Origin of the sequence: Trichococcus flocculiformis (assembly GCF_900113645.1) — a bacterium.
Taxonomy (GTDB): Bacteria; Bacillota; Bacilli; order Lactobacillales; family Aerococcaceae; genus Trichococcus; species Trichococcus flocculiformis.
In genome coordinates, this window is sequence record NZ_FOQC01000003.1 from 1 (window position 1) to 18,978 (window position 18,978).

Annotated in this window: 18 protein-coding genes and 2 pseudogenes; 16 read left to right on the plus strand and 4 right to left on the minus strand. The window is 45.7% G+C overall.

The annotated features are described in order from the left end of the window. A pseudogene (locus BMZ71_RS14785) lies at positions 1-280 on the plus strand (IS1634 family transposase); the annotation flags it as partial. A gap of 744 nt (positions 281-1,024) precedes the next feature. Beyond that, positions 1,025-2,260, plus strand: a complete 1,236-nt coding sequence (locus BMZ71_RS01925) for an RNA-guided endonuclease TnpB family protein (protein WP_086987969.1) — start codon at positions 1,025-1,027, stop codon at positions 2,258-2,260. 239 nt (positions 2,261-2,499) lie between these two features. Here the strand turns inward: BMZ71_RS01925 and BMZ71_RS01930 are convergent. After that, a pseudogene (locus BMZ71_RS01930) lies at positions 2,500-2,862 on the minus strand (DUF2798 domain-containing protein); the annotation flags it as partial. Positions 2,863-3,029: 167 nt separating this feature from the next. Beyond that, positions 3,030-3,251, minus strand: coding sequence for a type II toxin-antitoxin system RelB family antitoxin (gene relB, locus BMZ71_RS01935; protein WP_068559460.1), 222 nt, complete (start codon positions 3,249-3,251; stop codon positions 3,030-3,032). A 126-nt stretch (positions 3,252-3,377) separates the two neighbouring features. Here relB and BMZ71_RS01940 point away from each other — a divergent pair, with 126 nt between their 5' ends. From BMZ71_RS01940 to BMZ71_RS01975, 8 genes are all read left to right on the plus strand, one after another. Next, positions 3,378-3,563 carry a hypothetical protein gene (locus tag BMZ71_RS01940; protein ID WP_086987970.1) on the plus strand — a complete coding sequence of 62 codons (186 nt, stop codon included), beginning with the start codon at positions 3,378-3,380 and terminating at the stop codon, positions 3,561-3,563. Between the two features lie 206 nt (positions 3,564-3,769). Further along, complete coding sequence (locus tag BMZ71_RS01945) at positions 3,770-6,646, plus strand: sigma-54-dependent transcriptional regulator (RefSeq protein ID WP_086987971.1); 2,877 nt, start codon at positions 3,770-3,772, stop codon at positions 6,644-6,646. A 208-nt stretch (positions 6,647-6,854) separates the two neighbouring features. Next, positions 6,855-7,841, plus strand: a complete 987-nt coding sequence (locus BMZ71_RS01950; protein ID WP_068559467.1) for a mannose/fructose/sorbose PTS transporter subunit IIA — start codon at positions 6,855-6,857, stop codon at positions 7,839-7,841. A 21-nt stretch (positions 7,842-7,862) separates the two neighbouring features. After that, positions 7,863-8,663, plus strand: coding sequence for a PTS mannose/fructose/sorbose transporter subunit IIC (locus BMZ71_RS01955; protein ID WP_068559470.1), 801 nt, complete (start codon positions 7,863-7,865; stop codon positions 8,661-8,663). Between the two features lie 17 nt (positions 8,664-8,680). After that, positions 8,681-9,607, plus strand: coding sequence for a PTS system mannose/fructose/sorbose family transporter subunit IID (locus BMZ71_RS01960; RefSeq protein WP_068559472.1), 927 nt, complete (start codon positions 8,681-8,683; stop codon positions 9,605-9,607). Positions 9,608-9,734: 127 nt separating this feature from the next. Continuing rightward, positions 9,735-10,115 (plus strand): DUF956 family protein, encoded by a 381-nt coding sequence (locus BMZ71_RS01965; protein WP_068559474.1) that lies wholly within the window; start codon positions 9,735-9,737, stop codon positions 10,113-10,115. Positions 10,116-10,183: 68 nt separating this feature from the next. Next, positions 10,184-10,681 carry a mannose/fructose/sorbose PTS transporter subunit IIB gene (locus tag BMZ71_RS01970; RefSeq protein WP_068559476.1) on the plus strand — a complete coding sequence of 166 codons (498 nt, stop codon included), beginning with the start codon at positions 10,184-10,186 and terminating at the stop codon, positions 10,679-10,681. A gap of 92 nt (positions 10,682-10,773) precedes the next feature. Continuing rightward, positions 10,774-11,406, plus strand: a complete 633-nt coding sequence (locus tag BMZ71_RS01975; RefSeq protein WP_086987973.1) for a copper homeostasis protein CutC — start codon at positions 10,774-10,776, stop codon at positions 11,404-11,406. Positions 11,407-11,481: 75 nt separating this feature from the next. Here BMZ71_RS01975 and BMZ71_RS01980 read toward each other — a convergent pair whose 3' ends face one another. Together BMZ71_RS01980 and BMZ71_RS01985 are read right to left on the minus strand one after the other, a co-directional pair. Continuing rightward, positions 11,482-12,702, minus strand: a complete 1,221-nt coding sequence (locus BMZ71_RS01980) for a putative glycoside hydrolase (RefSeq protein ID WP_245734363.1) — start codon at positions 12,700-12,702, stop codon at positions 11,482-11,484. Then, positions 12,702-14,081: a polysaccharide deacetylase family protein gene (locus BMZ71_RS01985; protein ID WP_086987974.1), complete on the minus strand. Its 1,380-nt coding sequence runs from the start codon at positions 14,079-14,081 to the stop codon at positions 12,702-12,704. The genes BMZ71_RS01980 and BMZ71_RS01985 overlap by 1 nt, the downstream gene beginning before the upstream one ends. A 261-nt stretch (positions 14,082-14,342) precedes the next feature. Between BMZ71_RS01985 and lspA the strand changes: the two genes are divergently transcribed. From lspA to pyrF, 6 genes are all read left to right on the plus strand, one after another. Then, positions 14,343-14,819, plus strand: a complete 477-nt coding sequence (lspA, locus tag BMZ71_RS01990; protein WP_086987975.1) for a signal peptidase II — start codon at positions 14,343-14,345, stop codon at positions 14,817-14,819. 12 nt (positions 14,820-14,831) lie between these two features. Next, on the plus strand, positions 14,832-15,737 hold the full coding sequence (locus tag BMZ71_RS01995) for an RluA family pseudouridine synthase (protein ID WP_086987976.1): 906 nt from the start codon (positions 14,832-14,834) through the stop codon (positions 15,735-15,737). Between the two features lie 173 nt (positions 15,738-15,910). Next, positions 15,911-16,450: a bifunctional pyr operon transcriptional regulator/uracil phosphoribosyltransferase PyrR gene (gene pyrR / locus BMZ71_RS02000; protein WP_086987977.1), complete on the plus strand. Its 540-nt coding sequence runs from the start codon at positions 15,911-15,913 to the stop codon at positions 16,448-16,450. Positions 16,451-16,572: 122 nt separating this feature from the next. Beyond that, on the plus strand, positions 16,573-17,349 hold the full coding sequence (locus tag BMZ71_RS02005; RefSeq protein ID WP_218142756.1) for a dihydroorotate dehydrogenase electron transfer subunit: 777 nt from the start codon (positions 16,573-16,575) through the stop codon (positions 17,347-17,349). Next, positions 17,346-18,275, plus strand: a complete 930-nt coding sequence (locus tag BMZ71_RS02010) for a dihydroorotate dehydrogenase (RefSeq protein WP_086987978.1) — start codon at positions 17,346-17,348, stop codon at positions 18,273-18,275. The genes BMZ71_RS02005 and BMZ71_RS02010 overlap by 4 nt, the downstream gene beginning before the upstream one ends. Continuing rightward, positions 18,265-18,978 carry an orotidine-5'-phosphate decarboxylase gene (gene pyrF, locus BMZ71_RS02015; RefSeq protein WP_086987979.1) on the plus strand — a complete coding sequence of 238 codons (714 nt, stop codon included), beginning with the start codon at positions 18,265-18,267 and terminating at the stop codon, positions 18,976-18,978. Before BMZ71_RS02010 ends, pyrF begins: the two co-directional genes overlap by 11 nt.

An 18,978-nucleotide genomic window follows, 5' to 3' on the forward strand; every position in this document is an offset into this window, starting at 1 on the left:
TCAGGGCCATTTCGTTCTCTGCTACTTAGCGTTGGTTCTGCAGCGCCTACTGGAATATCACCTTCATGAAAAAGGAATCGACTTCTCCACGGAGGCAATCCAGACCGCTCTTCGCAGCGCTACAATCACCAGTGTGAATATGGACAATACTGATATTTTTATCAAAAACAAAGCAACCGAAGGTTTCACCGACATTCTGGGTGTGCTTGGGTTAGAAGATATTCCCCCCTACGGGAAAAAAGACAAACGCAAGCGTGCATATCTACATACCAAAAAATAAAAAAATCCCCATAAACGCATATATAACGCGATTTATGGGGATTTTTCGGTTTAGCAACTGTAAAAGTCGGAATGTGGTTGTCTGATTACGGCGGTATATTATTGAACGACAAACAGAAGGTGCAGCATCCTTGGTTTTCGCCAGAGGCTGCTGCACCTTTTTCGATACCACGCTGTGCGTGGTGGGGCGGGGGGGCGCGAATTGTCCGATGTTCTTCTAACATTCGACAATTCAGTCTCGTTGGAGGGTCAGATTGTCGAATGTCTTCCACCCATTCGACAATTTCGCTGTTCGTTGCAATAACATTATCGGATATTCTGCATGCATTCGACAATTTCTACCTTATCGCTACCCAGGGCGATACCGGCAACAAAAAAAGGTGGAGCATCCAAGGAATAAATCCAGGATGCTCCACCTTTTTCTGATTTTCCAACAACTGCCCGCTCAAGGTTATTCCAAAACAAGCTGACTATTGGCTTGGATTGTACCAAGAATTGTCCGTGACATAGGCCCGACAAGCAACAATTGTAATGGCAATGCGACAATAATATTTCATGGTTTTTTAGTTTTCTCCTCCCGCGACTTTAGTCGTGGGAGGAGAAAACGATTGGCCTAGCGGGCCAACAATCCTCCTTGATTTCCTAGCTCCTTCCTCTTTCATTTAATGCGAACATAAGTTCTGTTTTTGGTGTACTTTCACTGGCGATTTTAGTATAATAGGGTTATTAAAAGGTGGTGAATGCCGTGGAACTAAATCTCATGATCAAAGCAAAGTTAAACCTCTCGGACCTCAAAGACGCATTGGCGTTTCAAGAAGTCTGCGAACAGTACAGACAGGCATGTAATTACGTATCTGATTATGTTTTCAACCACAATTTCGAGTTAAATTCCGTTAAATTAAACAAAGATTTGTACCATGATGTTCGCCAGCGGTTTCATTTGAAATCCCAATTGACCCAATCAACCTTTCGGACCGTTACGGCCCGATACAAAACCGTTCAAACGCAACTCCGTAGCAATCCCAACAAATATGACAGCGGCAAAAAGAATGGGGACGCAAAGCCAGTGTACACTCACGTTCAAAAGGACCTGAATTGGCTCTGGCATCCTATCCAGTTTTCTCGACCACAAGCCGATTTGGTGCGCAATCGGGATTGGAGCATTGTCGATAATGGCAAAACATTCTCAATCAATACGCTAAAAGGGCGCGTGAAGTGCGGGTTTTGCCTCAAGGGTTTTGAAGAGTATCTTGACGGTACGTGGGCGTTTGGTTTGGCGAAATTGGTCAAGTCAGACAAGCATTGGTTCTTGCATATTTCGGTAAAAAAAGAAGTCGCCGAAATGGAATTGACAGACATCAAACACGTTGTCGGAATCGACAGAGGGTTGCGTCAATTAGTGACAACCTATGACGAAAAAGACAAAACCACTTTCTACAACGGAAACGCAACCTTGAAAAAGCGCAGGCACTACAAAGAACTGCGCCGCAGTTTGCAGGCACGCAACACCAGGAACTCCAAACGTCGTATCCGGAAAATGGAAAGTCGAGAGAACCGTTGGATGGCAGATGTGAACCACTGCCTGTCTAAGACACTCGTGTCCACCTATGGTTCCGATACGGTATTTGTATTGGAAGATTTGGTTGGCGTGCGTTTCGCGACGGAACAAGTTGCGAAAGCACAACGCTATGAGCAAGTATCGTGGGCGTTCTTTCAATTCGGGCAAATGCTCACTTACAAAGCCAACAAAGTTGGCTCCATGGTGGTTGAAGTAAGTACCGCGTACACAAGTCAGCGTTGTCCCAAGTGTGGCACAATCAAAAAATCCAATCGGGATAAGCACCATCACGAATATCATTGCCCATGCGGGTATCGCTCAAACGATGACCGTGTTGGCGCAATGAATATTCAACAACTTGGGACAGAATACGTAAGCGGTGTAGCGAATCCCAAATTTGAGAAACAAAAAGCAAATTCCTAGTGCATAAATGTGCTGGATTGCCGGCAAAGTCAACTGTCGGGCTGCTCCATTCTGGTTGAATAAGAATGTTGCAGTGAGTAACGCCAACATTTTGAGGGACCAATCGATCTCAAACTACTCAGGAGTCCGCAGGACGTTTGTACTGCGTAGGGTTAGGCGTAAACCTAAAAAGTATTAGCGAAGCTAATGCACTCGTCACGAAGTGGCGAGAGGCAAGCCTGTGACTTCAGTCATGGGTAGTTGACTCTCCACGCTTCACTATAGGCTGCCCATAAATCATCAGGGATGCCTCCTTCAATAAGAACACCGAATAATGACATGAAAGTGACCATCCCTAGAACCATCAATCTGGAGATTGTCAAAATTAACTGCAACTTATTTTCTTTTTTGATGGGTAGTCGAAAAGCGATTTTCTTTGCGATCACTCCTACAACGAATACGTCCAAGATAAAAGCGACAACAAAACCTGGTACTAAGCCTGCCGCAAGCGGCACAAACCCTAAATTGTTATGTAACAGCAGATTGTACAGGCTCATTCCTAACACCATCATTGAGCACATTGTCGTAGTGAAAAAAATTCCTTCTTTCTTGTTTGTGGGCATGTAAACACACATTCTATTTTTGTGTAAAGTCAACCATGGTATCACAAATTTAGAATGCGTGTAAGAAGTATTTTCATAAATAGTTCAAGTATTTTGAAATTCATTATATGGCTATTGCGTAAGTGTCTTCTGAGCCTTGCTCTCAAAGGCTCCTTTAAATGCTAGTATCAGAAATCTATTTCCTTCATCATTTCATCAAAAGAAACAACTTGAGGGTTAGCAATATGTTGTTTCATGGCAATGTGATAAAGATCCATATCGATCTCATCTTCAATTTTTTCCAGCACAGCATTCCTGAAGAGGGAGGAGACCGTAATATTTTTTGTTTTCGCATATTCTTTGATCAATTTTTCATCTTCTTCGTCCATCCGCAATGATATCGTGCCCATTTCGACCACTCCTTTGTGTATAATGTATTATAAAGCCTGCTGTTATTCAACAATTATCAAGTACAGCGCTAGATACGGTGAGCCATTTGCTTCCATTTTGGAAGCTCTAGAAAAGGAGGTAGTTGAATGAAAATCAAATTGAAGGTTACAACGTCCCGTGCTTCTCGAATGGAAGAGTTGGTAAAGGCTTCTAATTTTTATACAGCTACCAAATTTCCGGACAGAAGTCCTCACATGAGGGAACCAAAAAAAGCAGAGATACTCGAGTCTTGGGAGAAACGCCGTAACGGTTTTAAGATAGGGAATATATAGGTGAGCATTAGAACAGGGAGTAGGGGGATAATCTTCCTACTCCCTTTTTCTGTCTACTTAGGGCAGATTATGAGTGTCTAATCTAAGAAGACATCATTTCATCGAAATAAAGGATGCTTCGGAACGGCACTTTTCGTAAGCTTACTCTTTCGTTTTTTTCGGGACTATGGTACTTTTAGGGTGATGAAGTAAAAGGAGGAATCCGGTTGAAACGAATTGACAGAATCTACGAGTATATAAAAATCCGCTCGCAGGAGTGGACAGAAGTTGCTTTTGAGCAGGGGAACGAAGGCGTGACGACTCAGGATGTCGTGACGCAGCTCGAGATCAAACGGCCCAATGCAAGCAGTGACTTAAATGAGCTTGTGCGTCAGGGAAAATTGATCAAATCCTCTGGTCGACCGGTCAGATATGCGGATCACTCTTTGAAATGGAATAAGCAACCACAAAAAAAGATGCACACATATAAAGAAGACCAGCCCAAAACAACAGCAAGGGCAACCAGCGAAACACGCGGCCTTGCTTCTGGAATTTCTCGTGTTCCCGCAATCCGAGAAGGAAATACTGCGGGCAACCGTAAAAAAAATAATGAGGTATTTGCGAATGTAATCGGTTCAAAAGACAGTATGCGGACTCAAGTGGATCAAGCAAAGGCGGCGATCCTCTATCCGCCTAAGGGGTTAAGCTGCTTGATCACTGGACCGACAGGGAGCGGGAAAACCTTTTTTGTTCATGCGATGTTTCGTTTCGCGCAAGCAAATCAAGTTTTTGCAGCTGATAAGGAGCTGGTTGTGTTCAATTGTGCCGACTATGCGCACAATCCCGAATTATTGATGGCTCATTTGTTCGGATACCGCAAGGGTGCTTTTACAGGAGCGACGGAAACGACGGACGGGTTGATCCAACGGGCAGACGGCGGCATGCTCTTTATGGACGAAGTGCACCGCCTGCCGCCTGAAGGGCAAGAAATGATTTTTTATCTGCTGGATCATGGCACCTATAATCGATTAGGCGAAACCGATAAAGCCAATAAAGTCAATGTCCGTCTTGTTTGTGCAACAACGGAAGATCCCGCTTCCAGTTTGCTCCAGACCTTTGTGCGACGTATCCCAATCGTCATTAAATTACCGCAATTTTCGGAGCGTCCGATTGCGGAACAAGTGGATTTGTTGAAGCGGATGGTCTCGATCGAAGCCAATCGAATCCAAAAAAGTATTCATGTGAAACAGGATGCAGTGAAGGCTTTGATCGGCAGTGTAACCTACGGAAATGTCGGGCAGCTGAAATCGAATGTCCAGCTAGTTTGTGCACGGGCCTTTTTGAACTATATGAATTCAAGTGAAATATCGATTACCTTGGATGAGCTGACACCAGAGATCCAAAACGGCCTGCTCAATCTGGCGAATAATCATCGCGAGCGCTTGAATGAGCTCACTCGGATGCTGGAGCCCGTGCTGACTTTGGTGCTGAATGAAGGAGCGGAAAGCCCGCTGAAAGACGATTCCTATGAGCTTCCTTATAATTTATATGAAATTATCGGGAATAAGGCCGCGCTGTTGCGGGAAGAGGGGCTTGATAAGGAATCCATCAACCATTATATTACGACAGACATCAATGTCCATCTGAAGTCTTTTTATCGTGATACGGGTTTGACCTTTGACACGGAGAAAAAGCTTTCCGAAATCATTGATCAACGAATTATTCGCTTTGCAAAAGATATGTTTGAGTATGCGCAAGATCATTTGGATTATCACATCCAACGGAATTTCGTATATGCGATGAGTCTCCATATCAGTTCGTTTTTAAAGCGGATTCAATTAGGCGAAAGCAGCCGGACGCTCCATGCAAGCATCAAAAATATGGTGGAAGATTATCCTCAAGAGTTTACCGTCGCAAAATGGATGAAACAAGAGCTGCAAAAAGAATACGGCATCAACATCCCTGAGGTGGAGACCTATTATCTGACTTTGTTGTTGGTTTCATTAAAGCAAGACAAGGTCACCGGGCGAGTGGGTGTTGTGATTGCAGCCCATGGCAAGAGTACAGCAACGAGCATGGCGGAGGTTGTGACGACATTGTTGGGGGTCGACAATATTCGCGCTGTAGATATGCCTCTTGAGATGAAGCCCCAAGTGGCCCTCGAAAAAATTATTCATTGTGTCCAAGAAATCGATCGAGGGAGCGGCGTCATTTTGCTGGTCGATATGGGCTCGCTGACGACCTTTTCGGAAAAAATCACGGAAAAAACCGGAATTGAGGTCAAAACGATCGACATGGTCACGACCCCGATCGTTTTGGAAACGGTGCGCAAGACGAATCTTGTTGAAACGACACTTGATGAAATTTATCGATCGCTTCAATCTTTTCGTGGTTATGCAGGCAGCCACGTGACCACAAGGGAAGAGAACGGTCACTCCTTAAAGCTCAAAAAGGCAATCGTTGCTATTTGCGCTTCGGGCGAAGGGACCGCGCAAAAGATGAAAGAGATGCTCGACAAACATCTGGAGAAATATTTTGATGTGGACATCGAGGTGCTGCCGATTTCGGTGATCGATATGGATAAGCAGCTCGTAACCTTGCAACAGAAATATGAAATCTTAGCGACAACAGGAATCGTCAAACCAAAAATCGATGCCGTTTACATTCCAATGGAGCATTTTTTCAATGGGGATGCCGAAAAAGTATTGGACTATTTGGTGGAAGAGTCGGAATCCTATGATGAAAATGAGTTGACATCGGAAAAGGCAAAGCAGATATGTCTGGAATACATGGGCGAAAGCTTTACTTTCTTGAATCCACAAAAGTTGATTGAGCCTTTGTGGAAATTCAGCAGTTCCTTATTGGACAATAAAGAAAATTATTCCCAATTAATCAATATTCTGATGCACCTGGCGGGAATGTTTGAGCGGGCCTTGCGCCAGGATACATTGATTGCACCGCAAGAAGAACTGAAATTGACTGAACAGACAGAGCGGTTCCAGCAGTTGGAACAGGCTTTAAATATTCTGAGCGGCACCTTTCAAATCGAAATGCCAAAAGATGAGATATACTATCTGGAGCAACTGTTGGCCTATCAAAAATAATGATACAGTAAACCATACACTAGCTTTCAGTGCGAACGATACACTAAAACACTAATTGTTTTAGTGTATTTTTTTGTTTCTTAATTCCGTATGATTAAGCCATACACTAAGTTGGCACGCTTTTTGCTTATAGTATAATGACTGGTAAATCGCCTGCCAAGCTTTTTATCCAAACAGTCGCAAAATATATTCAATGGGAGGTATACAAATGGTAGGAATTATCCTAGCAAGTCATGGGAATTTCGCTGAAGGTATTCTGCAATCGGCTTCGATGATTTTCGGCGAACAAGAAAATGTCAAAGCAGTGACACTGGCGCCTAGTGAAGGACCGGACGATGTCAAAGCAAAGATGCAAGAGGCTATTTCATCCTTTGACAACCAAGATGAAGTACTGTTCTTAGTCGATTTATGGGGCGGCACGCCGTTCAACCAAGCCAACAGTCTTTTCGAAGCACATAAAGACACATGGGCGATAATCGCCGGAATGAACCTTCCGATGGTCATCGAAGCGTATGCTGCACGATTGAGCATGGACTCAGCACAAAAAATTGCTGCACAAATTCTTCCAGCAGCGAAGGACGGTGTGAGAGCTAAGCCAGAAAGTTTAGAGCCGAAGAAAGTGGAAGCGGCTTCTGCAGTGCAACAACCAAAAGGCAACCTTCCTGTAGGGACGGTCGTTGGTGATGGAAAAATCAAGTTAGCTTTAGTTCGATTGGATTCACGATTGCTTCATGGACAAGTAGCAACAACGTGGGCGAAATCAGCTGGAACAAATCGGATTATCGTGGTTTCGGATGATGTCTCAAGAGATGAATTGCGGAAAAACCTGATCGTGCAAGCAGCACCGCCAGGAGTCAAAGCCAATGTGATTCCAATCAAAAAAATGATTGAGATTGCGAAAGATCCTCGTTTTGGGAACACCCATGCCCTCTTGCTTTTTGAAAATGTGCAAGATGTCGTTCGGGTAATTGAAGGCGGCGTGAAGATTGAGGAGTTGAATGTTGGATCAATGGCTCACTCAGTCGGCAAGGTTGTCGTGAATAAGGTCTTGTCAATGGGGCCTGAAGATGTGAAAGCATTTGAAGCATTGAAAGCAAAAGGTGTTAAATTTGATGTCCGGAAAGTTCCGAATGATTCATCGGAAAAAATGGATGCGTTGCTGAAAAAAGCTAAAGAAGAATTAGCTAAGGCATAACAAGAAAAGAGGAGGTATATTATGTCAGTCGTTTCTATTATTCTGGTTATCATCGTGGCGTTCTTTGCCGGGATGGAAGGTATTTTGGATGAGTTCCAATTCCATCAACCACTCGTTGCATGTACATTGATCGGTCTGGTCACAGGAAATCTTGAAGCTGGTATTATTCTTGGAGGATCATTACAGATGATCGCATTAGGTTGGGCAAACATCGGAGCCGCTGTAGCACCTGACGCAGCACTCGCTTCTGTCGCATCTGCAATTATTTTAGTTTTGGGTGGTCAAGGGGTAGACGGCGTATCTTCCGCTATTGCCATTGCGATCCCTCTGGCTGTAGCTGGATTGGTTTTGACGATGTTCGTTCGTACACTGGCAGTTCCTGTGGTTCATATGATGGACGCAGCTGCAGAACAAGGTGACTATCGTAAAATTGAGTTGCTTCAAATTGGAGCAATTGCCATGCAAGGTTTGCGGATTGCAATTCCTGCAGCATTGCTTTTGTTCATCCCTGCAGACGCAGTCCGTTCTGGATTGGAAGCAATGCCGGGCTGGCTGACTGATGGAATGGCAATCGGTGGTGGTATGGTTGTAGCGGTTGGTTATGCAATGGTAATCAATATGATGGCCACCAAAGAAGTATGGCCGTTCTTCATCATCGGTTTCGTCGTTGCCGCTGTATCTGAATTGACATTGATCGCATTAGGAGCCCTAGGTGTCGCAATGGCATTGATCTACTTGAACCTTTCTAAAATGGGCGGTTCCGGTAATGGCGGTTCCAGCAATACTGGCGATCCACTTGATTCGATACTCAATGACTATTAGGAAAGGAGACTGCAAACATGGCACAAAATACGGTAGATAAAAAATTCGTATTAACTAAAAAAGATAGACTAGCTGTCGCTTGGCGTTCCACTTTCATTCAAGGATCATGGAACTACGAACGGATGCAAAATGGTGGCTGGGCTTTCGCAATGATTCCAGCAATCAAGAAACTTTATCCAGCAAAAGAAGATCGCGTCCTAGCGTTGAAACGCCACTTGGAATTCTTCAACACACATCCATATGTGGCATCTCCGGTATTAGGAGTAACGCTGGCTCTGGAAGAAGAACGTGCAAACGGAGCTCCAGTAGATGATGTTACGATTCAAGGTGTGAAGGTCGGAATGATGGGACCTCTTGCCGGTGTTGGTGATCCTGTGTTCTGGTTTACAGTCCGTCCGATTTTGGGAGCTTTAGGCGCATCCTTGGCCTTAACAGGAAACATCCTAGGACCTATCCTGTTCTTTGTTGCCTGGAACGCTATCCGTTGGGGATTCATGTGGTATACCCAAGAATTCGGTTATAAGGCTGGATCAAAAATCACTGAGGATTTGTCCGGCGGAATCCTGCAAGATTTGACAAAAGGAGCTTCCATTCTGGGGATGTTCGTATTGGCGGCCTTGGTGCAACGTTGGGTATCGATCTCGTTTGCTCCAACCGTTTCATCAGTCAAGCTTCAAGAAGGCGCATTTATCGATTGGGAAAACCTGCCAAGTGGCACTGCCGGCATCCAGGAAGCCCTGATGCAGTATACTTCAGGCTTGTCGTTGACGGACACTAAAGTCACAACCTTGCAAAACAACCTGGATCAATTGATCCCTGGATTGGCAGCGCTGCTGTTGACATTCCTTTGCATGTGGTTGTTGAAGAAGAAAGTATCTCCAATCGTGATCATTCTTGGCTTGTTCATTGTCGGTATCGGCGGACGCTTGATCGGATTGCTGTAATTTTCGGATGCATCAAAAATAACGATTATGAGGCTCAGGCAAACCAGCCTGAGCCTTGTTTTTCTTGTAAAAAGTAAAGAGTGTATATTATACTCAAATCAGACACAAAGAGAGAGGGGCATATACAATGGTTGAATCCCTGAATGCAAAGGTTGACATGGTAGTGGATGGTACTTCATATATGGGGCTGACCGACTATGGTAAAATTATGATTGGAGATCAAGCGTTTGAATTTTATCATCATCGTGATCCGCGAAAGTTCATTCAAATTCCTTGGGAAGAGGTTGATTATGTACTGGCATCCGTGATGTTCAAAGGGAAGTGGATTCCACGTTTTGCGCTTCAAACAAAGAAGGATGGTACGTACACTTTTTCAGCAAAAAATCCCAAGGACGTGTTGCGTGCGATCCGCATCTATGTAAGCCCGGATCATATGGTTCAATCATTGGGCTTCTTCGATGTTTTGAAGAATGCCTTCAAGCATATGTTCAATAAGAAAGCATCCTAAATAGTGGCAGGAAATCAATTTGCATACGGTTTACGGTTGCTGGATGAACGATTTAAGGAGGTTCTAATGTGGTAATGGATATTCGGTTGGTACGAATCGACGATCGTTTGATTCATGGGCAGGTGGCAACCGTGTGGACAAGACTAAGTAAGGCAGAGCGGATTATTGTCATCAGCGACGAGGTGGCGAGGGATCATCTGCGTAAGACGCTCTTGCGGCAGGTCGCCCCACCTGGTGTAAAGGTCAATGTGATTCCAGTGGAGAAGTTTGTCGAAATTTACTTCGATGATGCGCATAACCAATTTCGGGCGATGCTCTTGTTTACGAATCCACTCGATGTCGCACGCATCGTCCAAAGGGGCGTTCAGCTTGATTCCGTCAATATCGGCAGTATGAGTTATTCAGATGGAAAAAAGATGATCACGAATGCAGTAGCGGTTGATAAACGCGATGTTCAGGCTTTCGAGTACCTGAATTTCAAGGGTATCCACTTGGATATCCGGAAGGTCGTCGCTGACAATAAATTGGATCTCATGCAAGTGCTGAAAAAAGAAGGTTTGGTCTGAGCGCATATTAAAAGAAGACACGAAGCGAATGGAACAGCGCCTTGTGCCTTCTTTGTTTTTACGGAATGGCATATTATCCAGGGGGTGACAGCGTGCTACAAGAAGCATGTGCAGAAAATTTTACGAATGTCCCAGAACTCATCGAGCGCGGGGCTAAACGGATTGAATTGTGCGATAATTTGGCAGTGGGGGGAACAACACCAAGCGTTGGCGTCATCAAAATTGCAACGGCGTATTGTTCCGACAAAAATGTATCCCTTATCGTGATTCTGCGACCAAGAGGCGGAGATTTTGTTTATTCTGCTATGGAAAAAGCCATCATGATGAGGGACTTAGAAGAAATAATTGCCTTGCAGGCCAATGGTATAGCGGTAGGTGCGTTAACTGCAGCGAACGCATTGGATAAACCCTTTTTGGAGGAAATCGCCAAGCTGGCCAGCGATAATAGAATCGAACTTGCTTTCCACATGGCGTTTGATGAAATACCGGAAGAAAAGCAACGAGACGCCTTATTGTGGTTGGGAGAAATTGGTTTCAAACGGATTTTGACGCATGGCGGTCCTAAAGAAAATACGATTTTTGATAACGCAGCGCACATCGCCGAACTTGCGAAAATCACTCCGGACATGACGATCATGCCGGGTGGCGGCATTACGAAAGATAATCTCGCAGATCTCGAAAAAGTTTTAGAGTTAACCGAAGTACACGGGACACGAATTGTGTAAGAATCCAGATTACTGAATGGCGACAAAAAACTCGGCCGGAAAAATTTTCCGGCCGAGCTTTTCGTTATGCTTTTCTTAATATGTGTAGTTATTCAGCGCATTCCACAACAAGAACTCATTTACGCCGGAATCATACAGCGCCTGCACTTGCGCATCGACTTGTGCTTTTCCATAGGTTTGGTAGAATCCCGAACCGAGGTAGGAAGCGGTGAAATCCTGCAGCCAGGGTCGGCTGATTGGCGGCGTTTCAAGCGTACCAAGCAACTCGTTTTCAACTTTCATATATTCGGCGACCAGTTCATACGGGTATAGATCCGGCTTGTAGATACCGAAATAATTTGTTCCCCAGTGGCTCGGGTAAATCATAGAGGAGATGACATCGACATTTTCGGAAATCTGCGGGAAGTTTTGGCCGATGCCGGATGCTTCGATAACAGAAGCAGTATAACCGAAGATATCCACGGACACATCCACGCCGTAAGGCATCAGTTTTTCTTTTGCATAAGCAGTGAAATCTGTGATGGCCTGCACGCGTTTTTCATCGTCGGTCATGTCAAGGTCTGCATATTCACCCATGTCGTAATTCAACGTGTCGCCCCAGACTTCAAAACCTTCCGGGAAACGGACATAGTCAAACTGGATTTCTTTGAATCCAACTTTGGCTGCTTCGATTCCGACATTGACGGCATAATCCCAAGTCTGCTTCAGGAATGGGTTGATGAATGATTCGCCATTCGATGCGACCCAGACGGAACCGTCGCTTTCGGTGAAGGACATATCCGGTTGCTCGTTAGCCAACAACGTATCCTTGAAAGTCACGATGCGGGCAATCGGATAGATTTGTTTTTCTTCCATCAAATCCATCAGTTCCTTGATATCGGGAATGTATTCTTCCGTATTTTCTTGGATGTGGCTATCTTTCGAATTGAAGTCAGCTGTCACAACGCCCATGTCATCTTTGATGTCGATTACCATCGCGTTCAAGTCGTTCGAATCGACGTAATCAACCAACTTAGTGAATTTTTCCTCGTAGCCGACCGAGTAGGCAGTCACATAGATCCCTTTGACGCCATCAGCCGGGTAGGCAATTTCCACTCCACTGTCATAGAAGAACTTTTTCGGCAATTCTTTGGCGGTAGGGGTCTTCAAAAGGGCACCTTGGCGCAGTGTCAGCGTGCTTGTGGCTGCTGTCGTTTCGGCTGAGCTTTCGGTTTCGCTGGCCGATGCAACTGTCGTGCCTGACAGGAATAACAATAAACCTGCGGCAGCGAGTGTCTGTTTAAAATATGTCATCATTACATTTCCTCCCGTTCAGGCGATTCGATTACGTTCGGGTCCACAATCGTAATATCTTTCGCGCGTAGGCCATCGATGATGGCGCCGATTGCGTCGTTCGTCCATGGGCGATCATGCATCAGCAGGTTCGCGCCATCTCCCAGGTACTTCGAGTTCACCATGACGTCGGCCAAAGCAGTGCCTTCCATGAATTCCTCCACCCAGTCGTAGCCGTAGGTCCAGTTCATGATGGTCATGCCTTCCGCTGCGGCGATTGCGATGGTGTCGTCATTGTACTGGCCGTAAGGGGCACGCAAGAAGCGCGGACGCTCGCCGGTAATCTCTTCAATCAGATCATTCGTTGATTTGATTTCCTCCAGTTGTTCGTCATAGGTCAAAGTTTGGAAATCGGGATGCGAATAGGAATGGTTCCCGATTTCGAAGCCCATGTCGTAGACGGTCTTGATGTCTTTGCGCGCTTGTTCGTTCGTGAGGAATTGTCCCATCACGAAGAAAATGGCATTTGCTTCTTTCGATTTGACGGTTTCAGCAATTTTCACGGTATAGCTGTTCGGTTGTTGCGGCGCATCATCGAAAGTCAGTAAAGCGACCTTTGCGTTGCCGTCCTCAGCGATTGGTTGGACAGTGGAAATTTCTGGGTTGATGCGGTATTCATAGTTGACGGGTTCAACTTTTTTTGCTGGCTTTTCTGCAGCGGCAGCCTCAGAGGATTCCTCAGCGCCGGCAGAAGAATCGGCGGCTGCACTTCCTTCCGTACCGATTGCGGCAATGGCTGCTTCCAATTCAACCAATTGTGCATCCAGAGTCGTCAAATTCTCAGCGATGGGTGCAAGATTGGTTTGGTTCGTTTCGGCGTTCAGATTGATTTCTTCGATACCCGCAAAGAACGTATCAAAAGTCGCATCATCCGCTCCGAACCCGGTCAACAGTTCTTCTTCCTTATCCAAGCTGTCTCGATAGGCAGCTAGGTAAGCCAATGAATTTTCGCTGAACAAATCCAGTGTTTCACCGATTGCCTGCATCTGATCCAGCGGCAGGGTTTCTTCATCGAATGCAGTAAAATCAGTTTTGGTCTCGGTCAAATCTTCCAAAGCGCTTTCAATCGAATCGACTATAGCACGGCGCTCTTCAAGATTGCTGAACACGGCTGCCGAGCCATCTTTGAATGTTTTTAATTCCTCATCGCTGGTCAACGATTCATCAAATGTTTTCTGTAAAGCAATCTCCAATTGTTGTAGCTCATTCATTTGGGAAACAATTTCGGTTTCCTCGGTTTTAAGCTGGTTGACTGTCTCTGTCGCTTCCTTGACTTGGTCTGCGCAAGCTGACAATACCAGTGCACCGGCAAAAACTAATGCAATCTTCTTTCCTCTCAACATAAACAAGCTCCTTTATCACGTGATATATAACAATACAAGCTTCATTATACCGAAAATGGCGTTCCTTTATCAAGGCAGTTTGGAATATCTTCGAAATAATATTAAGAATTCATTAAAAAAGTGGGTGCAGCAAGTATGCTGGCTTAAAAAACAAACGGAAAGGCTGGATTCAATGACTATACAATTCGAAAAATTAGTTTACAATAGATAGAGGTAAAAGATGCGTAGTGACGTTAATTTCAGAATAAGTGAGGCTATCGGATGATTATCTATTATATATTGGCCATCTTGCTGTTGGTCCTGGACCAGTGGAGCAAACTTGCCATCGTGAATAATTTTGCATTGCACGAAATGAAGGAAGTTCTACCGGGAATCTTGTCTCTGTTCTATATCCAGAACAAGGGTGCTGCCTGGGGGATTTTTGAAGGAAGAATGTTCTTTTTCTTCATCATCACAGTAGTTGTTGTGGGTGCGATGGTTTATAATGCGCATAAACAGGGGTTCGACAAAAAAATCGTGGGCATCAGTTACGCTTTTCTTTTGAGCGGTGCCATCGGAAATTTCATCGACCGGATGCGGTTGGGTTATGTTGTCGATATGTTCCGTTTGGACTTCATCGATTTTCCGATTTTTAATGTGGCGGATGTCTGTTTGACGATAGGCGTCATCCTGATGACGATCTATATCCTTTTCATGGAAGAGGAAGAAAAAGTAATTACAAAAAATAAGCTAAAGTAAAGTGGGATTCAAATGACAGAAAAAATCGTTTTTAATATTGATGGTCAAACCGGCAGAATCGATAAGATCTTGGCGGATTTCATGACCGGTACGAGCCGTTCGCAAATTCAGGCATGGATCAAAGACGGCAACTTGATGGTGAACGATAAAGCCGTCAAATCGAATTATAAGGTCCAGGATGGGGATCTTCTGGAATTGACGATTCCGGAACCAGAACAAATCAACGTCACGCCCGAAGACATTGCATTGGATGTCATCTACGAAGACGATGCGTTATTGGTGGTCAATAAGCCGTCAGGAATGGTTGTGCATCCATCCAAAGGGCATCTTTCAGGCACCTTGGTCAACGGCTTGTTGTTCCACGTAAATTCGCTATCTGATGGTACGGCCAACATCCGTCCTGGCATTGTGCACCGCATCGATATGGATACATCCGGCTTATTGGTCGTAGCTAAGACGAACGAAGCGCACCAAAAATTGGCGGAGCAACTTGAGAACCACACGATGGAAAGGACCTATCTTGCTTTGGTCCATGGCGTCATTCCGCATGAGGATGGTACCATCGATGCGCCGATTGCCCGGATGATGGTCGACCGCAAGAAGCGCACCGTAGCTGACGGTGGTAAAAAAGCAGTGACGCATTTTGAGGTCATTGAGCGTTTCCGTGATTTCACCTTACTGAAGCTGCGCCTTGAAACCGGCCGGACGCATCAGATCCGCGTCCACATGAAATACATTGGCCATCCGTTAGCCGGAGATCCTATGTACGGACCAGCTGAAACGCTCGGTGGTCACGGCCAATATTTGCATGCGGCAACTTTAGGCTTCATCCATCCGAAGACGGGCGAAAAAATGCACTTCGAAGCGCCATTGCCCGACTTCTATAGCGAAAAATTAACTGAACTGCGCAAAAACTGATTGACAGAAACGGCTCTATTCGTTATCATTACAGTAATATTCAAGGAACCTTTAAAATAGTCCAGAGAGGCTACAAGGTGCATCACATTTTGTATAGCGTCACGTGACTGTACCCTTATGCCCACATGCATAAGGGTATTTTTTTTATTATTGACGACGAAGGAGTAGTGGAGATGGCAGAAGAAATCGAAATCATGGATGCTCAGACGATGAAACGCGCGCTGACCCGCATCACGCATGAAATATTGGAAAAAAACGACGGCACCAAGAATCTGATCTTGGTGGGCATTAAAACACGCGGCATCTACCTGGCCCAGCGCATTGCAGAACGAATCAAAGATTTCGAAGGCATCGAGGTGCCTGTCGGCGAGTTGGACATCACGCTTTACCGCGATGATGTGCACCGTGAAACGAATGAGAACCCAGTGTTGCATGAAACGAACATTCCGTTTTCGGTCGCCGGTAAGCATGTCGTGTTAGTGGATGATGTATTGTTCACTGCTCGAACGATCCGGGCTGGCATGGATGCAGTGATGGATCTCGGCAGAGCGAAACGGATCACAGTCGCGGTCCTGATCGACAGAGGTCATCGGGAACTGCCGATCAAGGCGGATTACGTCGGCAAAAACATTCCCACATCTCAGGCGGAACAAATTTCCGTCCGTCTGGATGAAGTCGATGGCATTGAAAAAGTTACTTTGATCAAAGCCTAAACAAATAGATCGGTGGTTCTTTAACTGTGTCCTGAGAGACTCAGAAGAATTTGCTTTGAAGCTTGCTCCATTGCATTTTTTGAGATCACCTTATTTTGTCAAAATTAAGGAGGAAAATAATTATGAGTCAAGCTATGATGACAGTCGTCAGTCAGACAGAAATCGCAAAAGATATCTTCGAATTGCGCCTGAAAGGGGCATTAGTGAATGAGATGGGAGCACCGGATCAGTTCTTGCATATCCGTGTCCCTGGGGATGAACTGCTTTTAAGACGCCCCATCAGCATCGCCGCAATCGATGCCGATAAAGAAGAGTGTGTCATCATCTATCGTACCGAAGGGAAAGGCACCACCATCATCAGCCAGCTTACAGCAGGCGATGAATTGGACATCTTGGGGCCGTTGGGTAACGGTTATCCGATCGATATGCTCGCAGCAGGTCAAAATGCTTTATTGATTGGTGGCGGCATCGGTGTTCCTCCGCTTTATGAATTGGCGAAACAGTTGCACGCGAAAGGTGTCAACATCGTCAGCTGCTTCGGTTTTAAAAACAAAGACGAAGTTTTCTATGAAGAGGAATTTGCCGCATTCGGCAAAGTGAACATCGCAACTGATGACGGAAGCTACGGCAAACATGGCTTCGTCACGCAATATTTCGATGAACTGGATGGCTTTGTGCCGGACGCAGTCTTCGCTTGCGGTCCGAAAGGCTTGTTGGTGGCGGTCTCGAAGACATTCGACCCAAGCCTCACTTACCTTTCTTTGGAAGAACGGATGGCTTGCGGTATTGGGGCATGCTACGGCTGCGTCTGCGACAAGAAAAACAGCACATCCGCTTACGATAATTACAGAGTCTGTGTCGAAGGACCGGTCTTCAGAGCAGAGGAGATAGTATTATGAATCGATTAGCAGTCAGTTTACCTGGGTTGGAATTAAAAAACCCGATCATCCCAGCGAGCGGATGTTTCGGTTTCGGAGAGGATTACGGCAAGTTTTACGATTTGAGTTTATTGGGCGCCATCATGACGAAAGCAACGACGCTTGAACCTCGTAAAGGCAATGCCACACCGCGATTGGCGGAAACGCCATCCGGTATGTTGAATGCCATAGGATTGCAGAATCCCGGCGTTGAAGTCGTTGTCGCACAGAAGCATACGGCGCTTGAAAAATTCGATGTGCCGTTGATCTCGAACGTTGCCGGAAATACAGTCGATGATTATTACCAAGTCTGTAAGGCCGTCTCTAAATCTCCGAACGTCAAAGCAATCGAGTTGAACATCTCTTGCCCAAACGTGCACAAAGGTGGATTGCAGTTCGGAACCGATCCGGAGATGGCAGCTGCTGTAACGCGTGCGGCAAAAAAAGGTGCAACCGTGCCGGTTTACGTGAAACTGTCGCCGAACGTGACGGATATCGTCGAAATCGCTAAAGCGGTTGAAGCAGCTGGAGCAGATGGCATTACGATGATCAACACACTGATAGGCATGCGCATCGATCTGCATACGCGCAAACCGGTCATCGCAAACAAGACGGGAGGCCTATCCGGCCCTGCAATCAAACCGGTAGCCATCCGCATGATTTATCAAGTGGCACGCGCAGTCGATATTCCGATCATCGGGATGGGGGGCGTCTATACAGTTGATGATGTTCTGGAAATGTTCATGGCCGGAGCAAGCGCAGTCGGCGTCGGCATGGCCAATTTCACCGATCCGTTCGTTTGCCCGAAACTGATCGAACAGCTTCCGCAACGCATGGATGAACTTGGCATAAACAGCCTGAAGGAATTAATCAATGAAGTGAGAGAAGGCATACTGAATGAACGATAAACCGATAATAGCATTGGACTTTTCAACAAGCGAAGAAATCAAGGGCTTTCTTCGGTTATTCGAAGATGAATCACTTTACGTAAAAGTGGGGATGGAATTATATTACCAACACGGAGCAGAAATTGTGAAGTGGATAAAAGATTTGGGCCACGAAATTTTCCTGGACCTGAAATTGCATGATATCCCGAACACGGTTCACCGCGCCATGAAAGGCTTGGCTGCTTTGGGTATCGACATGGTCAATGTCCATGCAGCAGGCGGTTCGGAAATGATGAAAGCTGCTAAAGAAGGCCTCGTTGCCGGTACGCCGGCAGGAAGCGATGTTCCGAAATTGATTGCAGTCACTCAATTGACTTCCACATCCGAAGAAGCGATGCAGAATGAACAGTTGATCAAAGTCAGCCTTCAGGAGAGCGTGCTGCATTACGCGGACCTCGCCTGCAAATCCGGACTTGATGGCGTCGTCTGTTCCGCATGGGAAGCGCGCATGATCAAGGACCACACGAATGAAGACTTTATCTGCTTGACACCGGGTATCCGCCCGGCCGGCAGTGCGGTTGGAGACCAGAAGCGCGTCGCAACACCAGGCCGTGCAAGAGAAATCGGTTCAACCTTTATCGTAGTCGGTCGTCCGATCACCCAGGCAGCTGATCCGGTTGCAGCCTATCACGAAATCAAGAACCAATGGAATGGAGCAGAGTAA

Coding starts and splice junctions, on each gene's coding strand:
- relB (WP_068559460.1), bottom strand. CDS start 3,251: ATGGGCACGATATCATTGCGGATGGACGAAGAAGATGAAAAATTGATC.
- BMZ71_RS01940 (WP_086987970.1), top strand. CDS start 3,378: ATGAAAATCAAATTGAAGGTTACAACGTCCCGTGCTTCTCGAATGGAA.
- BMZ71_RS01950 (WP_068559467.1), top strand. CDS start 6,855: ATGGTAGGAATTATCCTAGCAAGTCATGGGAATTTCGCTGAAGGTATT.
- BMZ71_RS01955 (WP_068559470.1), top strand. CDS start 7,863: ATGTCAGTCGTTTCTATTATTCTGGTTATCATCGTGGCGTTCTTTGCC.
- BMZ71_RS01960 (WP_068559472.1), top strand. CDS start 8,681: ATGGCACAAAATACGGTAGATAAAAAATTCGTATTAACTAAAAAAGAT.
- BMZ71_RS01965 (WP_068559474.1), top strand. CDS start 9,735: ATGGTTGAATCCCTGAATGCAAAGGTTGACATGGTAGTGGATGGTACT.
- BMZ71_RS01980 (WP_245734363.1), bottom strand. CDS start 12,702: ATGATGACATATTTTAAACAGACACTCGCTGCCGCAGGTTTATTGTTA.
- BMZ71_RS01985 (WP_086987974.1), bottom strand. CDS start 14,081: ATGTTGAGAGGAAAGAAGATTGCATTAGTTTTTGCCGGTGCACTGGTA.
- lspA (WP_086987975.1), top strand. CDS start 14,343: ATGATTATCTATTATATATTGGCCATCTTGCTGTTGGTCCTGGACCAG.
- BMZ71_RS01995 (WP_086987976.1), top strand. CDS start 14,832: ATGACAGAAAAAATCGTTTTTAATATTGATGGTCAAACCGGCAGAATC.
- pyrR (WP_086987977.1), top strand. CDS start 15,911: ATGGCAGAAGAAATCGAAATCATGGATGCTCAGACGATGAAACGCGCG.
- BMZ71_RS02005 (WP_218142756.1), top strand. CDS start 16,573: ATGAGTCAAGCTATGATGACAGTCGTCAGTCAGACAGAAATCGCAAAA.
- BMZ71_RS02010 (WP_086987978.1), top strand. CDS start 17,346: ATGAATCGATTAGCAGTCAGTTTACCTGGGTTGGAATTAAAAAACCCG.
- pyrF (WP_086987979.1), top strand. CDS start 18,265: ATGAACGATAAACCGATAATAGCATTGGACTTTTCAACAAGCGAAGAA.